The following is a 15,898-nucleotide window of genomic DNA, read 5'->3' on the forward strand; positions in this document are numbered from 1 at the left end:
TTTACAATGAGACCCTCAATGAACTGCGTAACAGTGAACACCCCACGATCACTCGTTAGCCAGTGGCTGATGTTGCTATTTTTAGCCCTACTGAGCTTCCTCCCCTTTTCGCTCCATGCTGATGAAAATAATATTAGTATTACACTGATTGACGGAACAGCGAATAATGCACCGATGCCAGAAACACGCATCGATATTCGAGAGGTATTAGAGGATGGTACAACGGCATGGCGCAAGCGCCTAACAACTGATTCATTGGGTCAAGCATCAACTTTCCTTGAAGGTATTGCAACAAACAGAAAATATCAACTATCAGCACGTAGCAGTTTCAACAACCGCTCTAAAACACTGACCATCAGCACAGAAGGTGACCATACTTTTCAAGTTGGAACACCCTTATTAAATGTAACGGTGCGTAATAGTCACAGTGGTGAGGTCTTTGCTAATACTCGCGTGTATGCATACCAAGTTCAGAGCGATGGCAGTTACAACTACTTAAGTCGTGCAGATAGCGATGAAAATGGTCAATTAACCTTAGACCTACCTGTACTGAGTGACGGTGGCAAGGTACAACTCAAAATAAATAAGCCACTAAGTGATATTGATGCATACAGCGAACTCATCACAACAGCAGGTGACATTAATTTTGATATTGGAAAGCTACAAGTCTCTGTCTTAAATAGTGATAACGAAGAAGCACTCGCTAACCAAGATATCTACATCTACACCCAAGAAGGCGAGACAAGTAAGTGGTATGGCCGTGCTAAAACAGATGATTCAGGTCAATTACACCTTAATTTGAAAGGTCTTTATGACGGCACTAGCAGCCCTCAAGCGTATATGTTCAAAACGCGAAGCCCGTTCAATAATAAATATAAACAAAGCCAAAATATTAATACGTTAGGTGAACATAAATTCCTAGTTGGCACGCCACTGCTACATGTCACACTAAGCAATCAAAATACACAAGCATTCCTCGCCAACACCCGTATCACTGCCTACCAAATTTTAGACGATAACAGTACTAAATACCTTGATCGCGCCACGACTGATACAAACGGACAGCTATCTCTAGACCTTCCCACTCTAAGTGACGGTGGTTCTGTACAGCTAGTGGCAACCAAACCACTTAGTAATATCGATGCTTACAGTAGTATTATCTCTAACTCAGGAAAGATTGATTTCAAGGTTGGTGTACTACAAGTTAAAGTGCTTAATAACGACACTCAACAAGCGATTGCCGACCAAGATGTCTACATCTACTCACAGTCAGCTGAAGGGGAAAATAAGTGGTACGGAAAGTCTAAAACAGATGCCGATGGGCGACTGCAACTTAACTTGAAAGGGTTAAATAGCAACGCTGATACTGCAGATACTGCGCAATCGTATGTACTACGCACTCGCAGCCCATTTAACAACCAGTATAAATACAGTCAACTCATTGAAAAAAATGGTGAGTATATATTTTCAGTGGGTGAGCCACTGCTACATGCCACACTTAAAGACGCATCCAACGACAATGCCATCATCGCTGATGCCGAAGTAAGAGCCTACCAACTTGTTGATGGCAAACTTAAAGGCCTTGGAAAAGCAACAACAGATGAACAAGGTATGGTGTCATTTGATATCCCTGCACTTGCTGAAGAAGACACCGTTGTCCAGCTATGGACGAAAGTATTTAACTCAAAGATGTGGGCTAAGAGTCAATATATTAGCTCATCAGGGTCAGTCGACTTTCCTCTAGGAACAACCACAGTAACTGTCATTGATGGCTCTGTTATAGATGGTGAAGCACTAGCAGACCTTCGCGTTAATATCCGTGAGATAACAGGTGATGACACAACCAAATATGTTAGCTATACAACCACCGATAGCGAAGGACTTTTACGCTTGACCCTACCGGAACTAAGCCAAGGTAAGTCATACAAACTAGACGCAAGCAATCCAAGTGCATTGGTTCGCCAACGTAAATACAGCCAAGCGATCACTACAACTGGGGAGCATACCTTTGTACTTGGTACACAGCTACTTCAAATCACACTGAAAAATGCACTTAACCAGCTACCTGTCACCGATAAAAAAGTGACTGTTTATCAAAACACTGATGATGGCGCGCAATGGCGTGGCTCTATTACCACTGACAGCAATGGTCAAGCTTCCTTAGACCTGCCTCAACTAGCTGATGCCGGAAACTCCTTCTACCTTCGTGCTAGAAAGCCTTATGATGCCAATGACACTTTCAGTGAAGACTTCGCTACAGGTACATTTACCTTTGATTTTCCCGTTGGTAAAACTCCCGTCACTTTAACGGATAAAAACACAGGCTCGCCTATTGCCAACATCAAAATCCATAGCTATGAGATACTTTCAACAGGCTCTCGAAAGTGGCAAGGATGGGGACTAACAGACGCTAATGGTACAGCACATTTTGACTTACCTAGCTTAGCCGAAGGCAACCGCCATACATTTAGAGCAATTAACCCTTTTGCTAATAACAAACATCATTACAGTGAAATTGTCACTGCTGAAGGTCCTGTTAACTTTGCCGTTGGTATTGGTGAAGATGGCTCACTGGACCTTGTTGCGCCTGAACTCGTTGTTACTTCACCTGCCGATAGCAGTGACGTTGGTAATTTAGGGTTTATGCTGATAGGTACAGCTAGTGATAACAAACAGCTAGGCTCCATTAGTGTCTCATACGGTGGTAACAACTACCCTACTAGCATAGATACGACAACCTCAATTTGGCAGTTAAGTGTTCCTGCTGAGCATTTGACAGCTGATAGTGAGTTAGCAGTAACTATTACTGCTACTGACGCCATGAATAACCAAACAGTCGTCGAGGCACGCTATAACGTTATCGCTGATGCAAGCGCTCCAACAATTGTAATCAGTTCGCCTAGTGACAATGGCTTTGTTCCAAAAACAGGTTTCCTCGCCACAGGAACGGTCACTGACGATACTGGCATCAAAATGCTATTTGCGACCTTAGAAGACAGTAATTTAGGTACGGTTATGGAGCGAGAGATCGATGTTTCAAGCAGTGGCAACTGGGCACTTGCTGTTAATAACGGCCAGCTGACTGAATCTGGTACGGCTAAGTTAACCTTAGTCGCGACAGATATCGCCGAGCGTCAAAGCACTATTGAGGTTACCGTCAATATTACCGCCGCAGAGTATGAACTGCGACATATGATCAATCGCATTACTTTCGGTGCAAACGATGCCTTAATTAATGATGTGAGATCAATCGGCGCTAGCGCATTCCTTGAGCAACAACTCGCACCTGATGAGATTGATGATGAAGCGCTAGCGATCAAACTTACTGAAGTAGGCACTCCTAGCAGTATCAGCGAGTTACAACGCTATCAGCTCAACCATATGATTTATTCAAAACGTCAGCTGCGTGAAGTCATGGCATGGTTCTGGGAAAATCACTTCAACACCTTTATCAAGAAGTCTGGAAATACGGTTGCTTACGAACTTGCAGAGCACGACTCTTTCAGAGCAAACGCACTGGGTAACTTCCGAACGTTATTAAACATTAGTGCTAAAAGCCCAGCAATGCTGATTTACCTCGACAATATTCTTAACGTAAGTGATGACGCTAACGAGAACTACGCACGTGAAGTAATGGAGTTATCCACCTGTGGTGTCGATGCTTGTTATACGCAAACTGACGTAGAAGAACTTGCGGAGATATTGACCGGTTGGCAGGTAAAAGATGATACTTTCTTCTTTAATGATGATCAGCACACCAAAGGTTCAAAGCTATTCCAAGGTGTAACAATTGCTGAAGCAGGTGTAGAAGAGGGTAATCAAGCACTCGACATGCTGGCAACTCATGAAGCTACCGCAAACTATATTTGCGGCAAACTGATCAATGTCTTTATTAGCGATGAAGCCATACCGAGCTTAAATGAGCGCTGTACCAACACCTTCCAAGCAGCCGCTTATGATGATGACCAGATGTCTCAGGTCGTTCGAGGCTTATTGACCTCTCCAGAGTTCAATGATTCTGAAAACTTCAACAACAAGATCAAAACGCCGGTGGAATTTGCAGTAGCAGTGACAAGAGCATTGGACGCACAAGGTACTCATGCTGACATCCCCAGCTACACTGACCGCATGGGTCTTAGCCTCTTCTTCAACCCAGTCCCTACGGGCTGGAGTGAGTTAGGTAGCACCTGGATTAACTCGGGCACATTACTTGAACGCACTCGTTTTGCTAACCAAATCGCTGCTGCTGATATTGGGAGTCAAACCTATATTGACCCAGTGACCTTTTTCAAAGACAAAAATATCGAAACGCCTGAAGGCATTACAGCCTATCTATTTGACTTATTAGGTGGCGACATCTGGAGTGACCTAGAGCGTGCAATTGCACTAGAAATCCTAAACGATGAAGACACCTTTGATATGGAAGCAGAGAATGCAGATGCAAAGCTACGTGAGCTCATCGGCACCATTCAAAGCTATCCTGAATATCACTACCAATAAAGCGTGGATATAACTATGAAAAGACGTGATTTTTTAAAGTTCATGCTGGCAGGTACAGCAGCTGGAATATATGCAGGCCCTGCAATGGCAGCTGCGCCTAAAAGGCTCATCGTGATTTTCCAACGCGGAGGCTGTGACGGATTAAATGTAGCAGTACCTTATGGCGATGATGAGTATTACAACCTCAGGCCCACCATTGCTATTCCAAAACCAGGAAATGACGGTGGCGCACTTGCGCTAGACGATTTCTTTGGCTTACACCCCTCCATGTCAGCACTGCATGATATTTATCAAGCGGGTAATGTTGCCGTATTCCCCGCAGTGCATTACACAGGGGCTTCTCGGTCTCACTTTGACAGCCAACAATATATCGAAAGTGCTCAAATTAGCCGTAATGCCGATGGCTGGCTAAACCGTCATCTAGCTACACAATGGAACGACTTGGCAATGCGCGGTGTTAGCTTTGGAAGCAGCGTCGCTCACTCTCTCACAGGCTTGGTGCCCGTTTCCTCTTTCAGTAAACTGAGTCAATTTGATCTAGACCTTGATAGCAGTGCTGAAGATAAACTGGTTAATAGGCTGACAGAGGTTTATAGCGAAACCTCAAATGAGAACATTAACTATGATTCGTTAATTCGTCAGTCGGGTCACACGCTATTCCAAGACCTACAAGCAACGTCCGAACTAAGTTCCTCTGAAAGTACGGCTAGCTACCCCAATAATACCTATGGACAACAACTAGCAAATATCGCGACAATCATCAAAGAAGGCGCTGGTTTAGAGCTTGCGACAGTCTCTATTGGCGGCTGGGACACCCATCAAAATCAAGGTGGAGCTGAGGGAGCACAGGCCAATAACTTAAAGAATTTTTCTGATGGTATCGCCGCTTTCTATCAAGACATGGGTAGCCATATGCAAGACACCATGATCCTAACCATGACTGAGTTTGGTCGTACCGCCCAAGAAAATGGTAGTTTTGGTACCGACCATGGCCATGCTTCAACATGGTTTGCGCTAGGTGGAGGCGTGCAACAGGGCATTTATGGCGAATGGCCTGGGTTGCAGGAGTCTCAACTTGAAAATGGTCGGTATCTTGCACAAGCAACGGACTTTAGAGATATTTTCTCTGAAATAGTCACTCAGCACTTAGGGAATAATGATGAGTCCATTATTCCTAACTATGCTGCTAACGCTATCGGCTTTTTGTAAAAGCAAATATCCGTGTCAGGCCAGAAGCTATTATTACATCTGGTCTGACCTTTCAAAATACCCGTTAAATTTACTCAATTGGCGGCAACCGCTACACTGGTATCAGAATCTAACTCTAATCGTCACCTACCTTATTGCCATAGGATTTAATATGCCTTTTCACGGAATCCGCGCTGACAGGCGTTACTTGTTCAGCCCTGAGCCTATTACCAATATTGGTGTAAATGACACAAATACTTGGCGTTTAAACCCTGATCACCGCCATGTTTATAACAAACTCCACATAGCCTTATCCCAAGGTCTTATCGCCGCACCCAGCGGTGTCAGCCCACTAGCAATGCAACTTTCACCGGAACAAGCTTGTTTTGTAAAACCCATTACCAACCTTGGTGGTATGTCCCTCAATAGCTTTGCCAGCACCGCTCAAAAAATTGCAGATGCCAGCATCAATTCAGCGGAAAACAACAATGAAAACTGCGCAGCAGGCAGCTTTTGGTGTGAGTTTTTAGAAGGCTCGCAAACCAGTACCGACATACTTATATTAAACGGCCAACCAAAATGGTATGGGCATACCAAAGCAGCAGATGAGAAAAACAAGAACCGCCCTATCTACTGGAAATTAGGTTATAATTGTCAGCAATTAGAACCACTTATTGAAAGTTTCATTCATCGCGAACTGAAAGGTTACACGGGACTGTGTAACGTAGAAATGATTGGCGATTTTATTATCGAAGCCCACTTGCGAGGCTCAAACGCATTTTTTGACTACTACCCAAAGCAGTTCATACAAACATGGGTTAATGTAGTCGATCTAAAACAATGGACAACAATCACCCCGCTAAAACAAGGCTGCGTCTACTCAATGTTTGGGGGTTGGTCACTCAATGATGGCTCCGAGCAACTGGTTGAGTCACTCGGCGCTAAGTTATATCGCGATGGCATGATTGAGGACCGTGTTGCCATCTTATTTACCGATACCGTTGAGCAAGCAAAATCAATCGAAATGCTGCTCAAAGCCAAGACTAGCGCTATTTAACGTAGCGTCCATAGAGCATTTGCAACATAGCGATTTCATCGTCTTCTGGCTTACACCACGACTCCATACCTAAGTCTTTAAGTACGCGTGAGCCTTGTGCATCATCTTGCAAATTAAAGAACTCATTGGTTAGCTGTGTTTGCAGGTCAGCAAAGCGTGGCGACAGTAGCAGCATATGATATGCAATCCCCGTTTCACTCTCTTCCAATACATTCGTTCCGGCACGACTCAGCTCTAATAGCAGGTGATAATTCTCTTTCAACATAAACAGCATATCGACGTCTTTCTCAAGCAAACGTCGCATCGCAGTCAGCTGGTTACCGGTAAACTGATAACTCAACGCTGACGAGTCTAATTCATACTCATCACAAAAGAAGCGCCCTAATAAAAATACAAAGCTCTCTTTTGCCGATGTTGCAACGGCGGCACCTTCAAAGTCTTTAATCGACTTTTCACTGTCCTCAGTACGCACCACAATACTCACTTCAACGCTGTCATTCGCTGGTCGAGCAATCGGAATATAATTGTGGTTTGCAATCAACGAACACGCATCGAATGGTTTAGCAAAGACAATCGCATTTTCATGTAGTGCAACCTCTTGCCCAAACTGGGTAATATCCATTGAAATAGTGCGATCAAGACGGCGCTGCAACAAGGTATTTAAAAAGTACCATCCCGTCAGTTGCTGGTTATTTTGTAAGCTCACTGAAAATGTCATTTTATCCGTATCAGAAGCCAACTCAACCGGCTTAGCAGCAGGCTTTTCACTAGCCGCTGAAGCTACTGGCGTTTCCTCAGTGTCTGCATCAGTGCCACGGTTACGCTTCACTCGCCTAAACTGTGGCGAGCGATTACGAGCAGGCTTACCGCCTTTAGCAGGCACAGCCTCTGCAGGTTCTACATCCGCGATATCTTGTCCCGCACCACCAAAATAACGATTCAAACCGGTCATTTTGAACAGCATACTCACCATACGATTTAGGTTAATCGCTTCAGTTGCTGTGCCACTCTTCTTCCAACTTTCTAGGCAACGCATCAACTGCGCTAGCCCCATCGAGTTAACGCGAACCACTTCTTCAAAGTTAAGAATCACCTTATGGTCAGCGAGCACCTCAGGCAAAGTATCAAACACCTCACCTGCGGTAACATCAATATCGCCCTTTAATAGTAAAGTCAGTGTTTTCGCTTCACTATCGACAACATTATCGATGTATAAATTGGCCTTTCCGGTCATGCAGCAACCTCGTCAGACAATATCTGATTGTCGATAATCGTTTCGTTGAACTCTGAGTGATACAAGAACTGGAAACCACTGTCAGAGTCAAAATCTTGCTCTTGTGTGAGCGACCAAAGCAACGTGACCTGCGTTTTGCTATTCGGTAAAACACGCACCTGAAGGTAATCACTGATGCGCCACATTAAGTACATCCCTGTTCCACCTACACCCGCTTCCATGCCCCCTTCAGGGTTAACCGTGTTTAGGTACAAACGGTTAAGGAATGTAGATGGTGTAAAGGTACCCCAATGATCCGTAATGGAGATACCAAGAACATCTTTATTCTGCTTTACGCGCATGCTGATATTTTCGTAACAGGCAACAATACGCTCATCACCTTTCTTAAATAACGCGTTATTACGACGGCCTCTAGGCGCACCATAGAAGCTATTTTCAATCAGCTCATCCGCCATCAAGCAAACAACATCCTGCAAGCCTTCACCCAAGTCAGACATACCCGACAAAGCTTCATTTAACTGAGCCATCGCCGTGATTTTTTCATCGCTATGGTGAAAGTCCCAAGTCTGATCAACTGTAGGTTGAGTAACCCACTGGTCAATATCATCGCCCTCAGGTATGAGATGCTGATTAAGTAAACCCTGCCAACCCAAGTCATGTAAGAACGCTTGATCATTGAGTAGTACACGACGAATACCCTGCTGACATAAGAATGGTAGCAATGCAGCCACCTCATTATCTTCACAGGTAACCACACTAAACTGACGTGAGACATAGCTATCAATTTGGCGCTCACCTGACAGCAAGTTTTCCGCTTTAAGCTGAATGACTTGGCTCTTGGCTAGAATATCTTTTGGCAGCCTCGTCACTGAGAAGTTGTTCACCACTCGCTCTGTATGAGACACCATCATCAGTGTCACATCATCACTAAACACCTGCTTACCACAATGTGCTTCCAAGCTCGCAAACATTGCCGTATTTGCCTCATCAACAGACAACTTTGACACCTCGTACAACAAATTTTCCAACCGATCAAAACCAAACTGCTCACCCGTGGATGACTCTTCTTCGATGATACCGTCCGTATAAACAAACAGCTTGTCATCAATCTCAAGATCAAAACTAATCGCCTCGTACTCCGGCGTTTCCACTTTACCCAGCGGCACACCTTCACACTCGATCATGCACCAATCCCCTTCATCTGCAATCCAGATATAAGGGAAAACATGGCCCGCATTAGCCACTTGTACATGACCTGTTCGACTGTCGATACTGAAACAAATCATCGTCATGAACATACTTTCGTGACTCGCCGTTAGTAGCGACTCATTAATATGCTCCAACATCACTGCAGGATCAGTCTCTTTTAAATTTTCTAGCTGGTGAACAGCCATTTTAGCGGCACTTACCAAGGTACCAGACGCAACACCATGACCACTCACATCACCCACTAAGAACACCGAGTGGTACTCTCCAACCTTATAGTAGTCGTAGTAATCACCACCCACTTCAGTAGAGGTAGTCAGACGCGCCATTCCTTCAATACCCGGTAATTTAAACGCTGGTTCAGGCAATAACGCCTTCTGAAGAATAGCGGCGTGAGACACTTCATCCTGCAAACGAGTGCTCAGTGCTTCCGTCTTAGACAAAGCATTCGCTAATGCAGTCGTTGATTTTTTACGCTCAGTAATATCAACACCTGTCGCGATCAACATCGACGGTTCACCGGTGATTGGGTCCAACAACATGGTGTTTGACCACTCAATACTCAGCATCTCACCTGTTTTAGTGCTCAGGTTTGTTTCAAGCTTTTTCGCAGCCTTACCTTCAAACAAGCCGTTATAGGTCTCGACCAAAGACAGTCTTTCATTTTCAGGGATAAACGCGCCCATAAAGTTCTGCCCCAAAATCTGATCTTTACTCCAACCTGTCAGATCTTCACTATGCTTATTAAACATCTGCACCTCACCCGCTTTATCAATACCGATGATAAGTGCCTGAGAGGTGTTAATAATCCCGTCACTGAACTGCTGTTGGCCCAGTAAGTTAGTTGCAAAGCGTTTGATCATATTCACCAGTGGGCGATAGATCAGAAAACCCTCCAAAACCAATACAAGCAAGGTAAGGAAATAGATGATGTTTTCACGCTGGACGTTATTTTTTGCCGCTATTTCAGCATCCATCTCATACTGTCTAACCGCAGTATCCAGAGAGCGCAACAACGGCAACTGAGAGGCTGCTAAGACTTGCTGCAAATGGTAATCATCCGCTGAAATAGGGCCAATATCACCTTTACTCAACAGCAAGTTAATGTTGTCTACAAACAAGCGAACATTAGCATCTAGCTCATGCGGCTTATCATAGTAAATAGCTCTAGCCGCTTCAGACATTGTGCTGGGGAGCTTACGTTTTTCATCACCTTCCGTTAAACCAACGTGAGAGTTAAAAATCTCATCAGCCACCGCTTTTAATGAAGCCTGTGCAGCTTTACGCTCCTCAGTGGTTTGCGCAGCACGCATGGCTAACGCAAAACGTCCCGCACGCTGCGACAACATACGCTGCTTACCACTGATATTAATCACGATGTGACTACTCTCATTAATAGATAACATGTGCGAACCCAGTAGGAACGCCGCTGTCGACAGCAAGGCAATAAGAAGAAGTGCAACAATAGAACGCGTCCACACTCCACGTGTCAGCGAAGCAACATTGATTGAACCTTCCTGTTTATCAGTCGTGTTAGATACATTTTTTTTCGACTCAGCCGAGGCACCAGCAGTCGAACTCGCAAAAGAATATGTTTGGGTCCTGTCGATCATGTTTCATCCTTAAACACACGATTCAGTTTGTTACCCCTATTACAAACGAGAAACCTCGGGGGAGGCATTTAGGCGAAGCTACAAGTATGGAATAGCCTTTATACTCTATTAAAATCGACCCCATAACATAAGGGGGTACGTTATGAAGTGTTTTTATGGCCTGATTTTATTGAATATCCATACCAGTCTCCATACTTACAGAACTATAAGTTTCAATAAAGTACTTTTTATGAATTTTTTATGATCATTTATGATGCAAACTAATTATCACCACTCTGGTGAGAGAAAATTTGCATTTCGCGGCCTTGCGCACCAAGAGTATGCGCAAGGGGACCGCTTAATCGGTAATGAAATACTCTGGTGTATGGCCTAGCTCACAAACAACACTCATCTGAAGACGCTCTAAATCCATATGAACATTCATAGCATAGACTGCCAATTTAGGGTCTTTAAGCTCAATCGCATCCACGATTTTGGTGTGCTCTACATGCGTTGATCGTAAGTTTTTACGTTCCTGCATGGTCAAATGTCGGTATCTATCTACCTGCAACTTCACTTGCTGAATTAGCGTCCAAATACCAGGGTAACCCGCTACTTCTGCGATCAATGCATGAAAATTATCATCTTCTTTATAGAACGTTGCGTGATCTGCTGACTCAATCGCCCGATGTTGCACTGCCAGTGACTCTCTCAACCGCTCTATATCAGCAGGGGTAGCAAACTCACTTGCCGCTTTTACATTGACAATTTCAAGTGCTTGGCGCGCTACTCTTGACTCAGGTAGCGTCGATAATGGAATACGACCAACATACGTACCTGATTTAGAAACAACTTCAACCAATTGATTTTTAGATAGCCTAAGAACCGCTTCACGAACTGGCGTACGACTAACACCTTCAGCTAGCGCAATTTCTTGCTCTGAAATAGGCGTACCGGGTTTTAGCTTTACCGAGACGATCTCCTCAAACAGACGCTGATAAATCATGTCGGCTATTGTTCCACTATCCGCGCTGTCAACAAAACGTGGACTACCTGTTGGTGGAGAATTAGGTGAGCGTTTCTTTCTTTTAACTATTTTCTTATCAATTGTCATAGGTGTTCATTTATAGAGGTGTAAGGCAAATACGTGTTTTCACGTCAGTCAGTTTAAAAACATACAACTGAAACGAATAAATAGCAAAAATATTAGTTAATTCGTAATAAAATCGGTCAAAACACTTATAATAATTTAGTAAAACACGAGTAATTGTAAAATAAAAACCCACTTAGAAACATCAAAGGTATAAATATACCTGACTCTGAGTGCAACGGAGTAGACATGAAACATACATTTGACCTAAGTGGTAAGACCGCATTAGTGACTGGCTGCAAACGAGGCATCGGTAAAGCGATGGCCGTTGCATTGGCAGAAGCGGGCGCAGATATTATCGGTGTGAGCGCAAGCTTAGAAAAAGAAGGTAGCCAAGTCGAAAAAGACGTGATTGCACTGGGTAAAACGTTCTCAAGCTATCAATGTGATTTTTCAAATCGTGAAGCACTTCACTCGTTTATTCAACAACTTAAAGCTGACGGTCACAAACCAGATATCTTGGTAAATAACGCAGGCACGATCAAACGCGCCCCTGCTGCTGAACACCCAGATGACATGTGGGACGAAGTGATTGAGATTAACCTCAACGCACAATTCATACTAAGCCGAGAGATTGGCCGAGGCATGGTTAAACGGGGTAGCGGCAAGATAGTATTTACGGCATCGCTACTCACATTTCAAGGTGGTATTACCGTTCCGGGTTACGCAGCATCAAAAGGCGGCATCGGTCAGCTAACCAAAGCACTGGCCAATGAATGGGCGTCTAAAGGCGTTAACGTCAATGCGATTGCACCAGGTTATATTGCCACTGACAACACAGAAGCATTGCGCAATGACAAAGAGCGTCACGATGCGATTTTAGGACGTATCCCTGCTGGACGCTGGGGCCAACCTGAAGACTTTGCTGGGCCAGTTTTATTCTTAGCATCTTCTGCATCTGACTATGTTCATGGCACAGTGTTGACAGTCGATGGCGGCTGGATGGGTCGATAATATTTTATAATAAAGATTATTTCTTGCACTAAGGTAGATTTACTAGTTTGAAAGATCAGCCACAACTAGTATAGTGGTTATTTTTAACGTTCCGTGGCTGGTAAATCCCTAAAGGATAAGCGTTAAAAATAAAATCACTTTTTATTGTATTTTCTTGGAGGAAGATCATGTTAAAGAAGTTTATCACGTCAGTAGCGGTCGCTACCTGTGTCAGCGTATTAACAACATCAACTGCACTAGCTGCAGAAACTCTAAAATGGGCTCACGTCTACGAGACAGGTTCTAACTACCACAAAGCAGCACTATGGGCTGCAGACGAAGTTAAAAAGCGTACCGAAGGCCGTGTCGAGATCAAAGTATTCCCAGCATCATCGCTCGGTAAAGAAGTTGAAATCAACGAAGGTATGGGTATCGGCTCTGTCGACATCATTTACACAGGCCCTAGTTTTGCTGAACGTTACTATGGCCCTATCGCCATTTCTGACTATCCATTCATCATGCGTGACTATGATCATTGGCAAAAGTACCGTGACAGCGGGCTATTTGCTGAGCTGTCAGAAGGCTACAAGGGGGCAACAGGTCACACAGTATCAACATTGGGCTACTACGGTCAGCGCCACGTCACATCAAACAAGCCAATCCTAAAGCCTGCTGATATGAAAGGGTTGAAGATTCGTGTACCAAACTCTCCACTAATGTTGATGTTCCCTCGCGCAGTGGATGCAAACCCAACACCCATGGCATTCTCTGAAGTATATTTAGCACTACAGCAAGGTGTGGTTGATGCTCAGGAAAATCCACTTCCAACGATCAAGTTCAAGAAGTTCCACGAAGTACAGTCAAACATCAACCTAACTGGTCACATTGTTAACTCACTGTTGACGATTGTCTCTGAGACAGCCGTTGGCAAAGTGGGTAAAGACTTCGATACCGTTAATACGGTACTGAAAGAGTCAGCGGCTAACTACTCAGATGAGATTTATCAAGCAGAACAAGACTTGGTCGCATGGTTTCGCGAGCAGGGTACTAAGGTTAACGAGTTAGACAAAAAACCATTTAAAGATGCTGTTACACCGATGCTTACGGCAAAAGGCGTTCCATACACATTGGATCACTTCAATCGTTTAGGTGCGATCAAGTAATAGGCTTTAAGGATTCTTTAAATGATGTCTTCAAAAGACAGCCTAGCGGGCGATGCGCATGACGCACCGCCCGTCATAGACTTTAAATGGGTAGACCTACCGGGTTTGTTAGCACTATGGCTGCTAGCGATCATCGTGTTTACCCAGTTTTTCACCCGCTATGTGTTAAATGACAGCTTGGCGTGGACCGAAGAAATTGCGCGCTATGTCCTGATTTTAGTCGCGTTTTTAGGTGCCGTTACTGTCAGCCGTAAGGGAACACATATTTTCTTAGAATTTTTTTACCGCTATCTATCCCCCGCCTTAGGTCGCTATCTGTCGATGTTGATGGACGTGATCAGTGCCGGTTTCTACGGGTATTTGACGATCACGGCTGTTCAACTGGCCCTGAAAACCAGAACCAAAATGGCGTCCGTCGAAATTCCAAAAAGCTTGTTGTACTGGTGCGTTGCAGTTGGTTTAGCAGCGATTACCGTGTATTCCGTTATTTGGTTAATACGTAAGTATCGCCAAACACCCGAAGAACTCATCGAAGAGCTAGAAAGACGCGCGCTCTCAGAAGCCATGGAATAGGTAGGAACTATGTCAATTTTATACTTATTTCTCGTTTTATTTATACTGCTGATCGCAGGTGCGCCTGTTGCAGTCGCGCTAGGTCTGGCATCCTTAGTATTTATACTGCTGGATGGTATGCCAAGCCTTGTGGTACTGCATAACATGGTAGGAGGGATTAACTCATTCCCGCTCATCGCCGTGCCATTTTTCATCATGGCTGGTCACTTGATGAACACCTCAGGCATCACTACCAAAATATTCGCCTTTGCACGTGCGGCAGTGGGTTGGATGTATGGTGGTCTGGGTCATGTCAATGTGGGCGCGAGTGTGATTTTTGCAGGGATGTCTGGCGCAGCAGTTGCTGATGCCGGTGGCCTTGGCAATATCGAAATTCGTGCAATGAAAGATGCCGGGTACGACACCGATTTTTCAGTGGGTATCACCGCCGCCTCATCCACCATCGGCCCGATCATTCCACCGTCATTGCCACTGGTTGTTTACGGGGTCATTGCTGATACGTCTATTGGTCAGTTATTTGCCGCAGGGCTGATACCAGGCTTGTTAATGGCAACGGCATTGATGATTATGGTCTCAGTGTTCTCGCGCATTCGTAAGTATCCTCGTGACGAGCGCTTCAGCTTGAGCATCTTCATCAGCTCATTTGGTCATGCAATATTACCGCTAATGACACCCATCATTATTGTAGGTGGTATTTTAACGGGCGTATTCACACCCACAGAAGCGGCTATCGCTGCGGTGGCTTACTCATTATGTTTGGGTTTATTTGTTTACCGCACCTTGAGCTGGAAGCAGATTTTGAAAGTGTCGCAAGACACGGTTGAAACGACCGCATCGATCATGATGATTGTGGCAGCCTCTTCCATTTTTGCTTGGATTTTAACGGCTAACCAAGTTGCCCAAGCCTTTGCGACCGAGCTACTGAGCTTCACTCAAGATAAAACTGCGATTTTGCTGATTATTATGCTGATCGTGTTAGTGGTAGGTTGCTTCATGGAAACCATCGCTGCCATCACTATCTTGACGCCGGTGTTACTACCTGTTGCCATGCAATTTGGCATCGACCCTGTTCACTTCGGCATTATCTTGATCCTAAACCTAATGATTGGCTTGCTGACGCCACCAGTTGGGATGGTGCTGTACGTACTCTCCAAAGTCTCCGGCGTGCCCTTTGAGCGTTGCGTGATTGCGACTGCACCCTTTTTAGTGCCTCTCATAATCGTCTTAGTACTACTGACCTTTATTCCTGCGCTATCCATGTGGTTACCAACACTGATTTACCGCTAGAAAATGGTAGGGTTG

10 protein-coding genes are annotated in these 15,898 nt (G+C 44.6%); 7 read left to right on the top strand and 3 right to left on the bottom strand.

Translation table 11 applies throughout. The annotated features are described in order from the left end of the window. The first annotated feature begins 6 nt into the window (after positions 1–6). The 3 genes from DKT75_RS06990 to DKT75_RS07000 all read left to right on the top strand — a co-directional run bounded on the left by DKT75_RS06990 (position 7) and on the right by DKT75_RS07000 (position 6,745). Positions 7–4,500 carry a DUF1800 family protein gene (locus DKT75_RS06990; RefSeq protein WP_109822706.1) on the top strand — a complete coding sequence of 1,498 codons (4,494 nt, stop codon included), beginning with the start codon at positions 7–9 and terminating at the stop codon, positions 4,498–4,500. A gap of 15 nt (positions 4,501–4,515) precedes the next feature. Continuing rightward, positions 4,516–5,709, top strand: coding sequence for a DUF1501 domain-containing protein (locus DKT75_RS06995; protein ID WP_109822707.1), 1,194 nt, complete (start codon positions 4,516–4,518; stop codon positions 5,707–5,709). A gap of 151 nt (positions 5,710–5,860) precedes the next feature. After that, positions 5,861–6,745, top strand: a complete 885-nt coding sequence (locus DKT75_RS07000) for a hypothetical protein (RefSeq protein ID WP_109822708.1) — start codon at positions 5,861–5,863, stop codon at positions 6,743–6,745. On the opposite strand, the gene DKT75_RS07005 is transcribed toward DKT75_RS07000, so the two are convergent. The 3 genes from DKT75_RS07005 to DKT75_RS07015 form a co-directional block, all read right to left on the bottom strand. Then, positions 6,738–7,979, bottom strand: a complete 1,242-nt coding sequence (locus tag DKT75_RS07005) for a PhnD/SsuA/transferrin family substrate-binding protein (protein ID WP_109822709.1) — start codon at positions 7,977–7,979, stop codon at positions 6,738–6,740. The two genes, DKT75_RS07000 and DKT75_RS07005, sit on opposite strands and share 8 nt — an antisense overlap. After that, complete coding sequence (locus tag DKT75_RS07010; protein ID WP_109822710.1) at positions 7,976–10,798, bottom strand: SpoIIE family protein phosphatase; 2,823 nt, start codon at positions 10,796–10,798, stop codon at positions 7,976–7,978. Before DKT75_RS07010 ends, DKT75_RS07005 begins: the two co-directional genes overlap by 4 nt. A 337-nt stretch (positions 10,799–11,135) precedes the next feature. After that, positions 11,136–11,891: a GntR family transcriptional regulator gene (locus DKT75_RS07015; RefSeq protein ID WP_109822711.1), complete on the bottom strand. Its 756-nt coding sequence runs from the start codon at positions 11,889–11,891 to the stop codon at positions 11,136–11,138. 225 nt (positions 11,892–12,116) lie between these two features. On the opposite strand from DKT75_RS07015, the gene DKT75_RS07020 reads away from it, so the two are divergent. The 4 genes from DKT75_RS07020 (at position 12,117) to DKT75_RS07035 (ending at position 15,883) form a co-directional block, all read left to right on the top strand. Next, positions 12,117–12,881, top strand: coding sequence for an SDR family oxidoreductase (locus tag DKT75_RS07020; RefSeq protein WP_109822712.1), 765 nt, complete (start codon positions 12,117–12,119; stop codon positions 12,879–12,881). Between the two features lie 167 nt (positions 12,882–13,048). Beyond that, positions 13,049–14,023, top strand: coding sequence for a sialic acid TRAP transporter substrate-binding protein SiaP (locus tag DKT75_RS07025; protein ID WP_109822713.1), 975 nt, complete (start codon positions 13,049–13,051; stop codon positions 14,021–14,023). Between the two features lie 21 nt (positions 14,024–14,044). Further along, a complete protein-coding gene (locus DKT75_RS07030; RefSeq protein ID WP_109822714.1) occupies positions 14,045–14,596 on the top strand; it encodes a TRAP transporter small permease in 552 nt (183 codons plus the stop codon). Between the two features lie 9 nt (positions 14,597–14,605). Further along, positions 14,606–15,883 (top strand): TRAP transporter large permease, encoded by a 1,278-nt coding sequence (locus DKT75_RS07035; protein WP_109822715.1) that lies wholly within the window; start codon positions 14,606–14,608, stop codon positions 15,881–15,883. Positions 15,884–15,898: the final 15 nt, after the last annotated feature.

The organism is Leucothrix arctica (assembly GCF_003172895.1).
In the GTDB taxonomy this organism is placed as follows: domain Bacteria; phylum Pseudomonadota; class Gammaproteobacteria; order Thiotrichales; family Thiotrichaceae; genus Leucothrix; species Leucothrix arctica.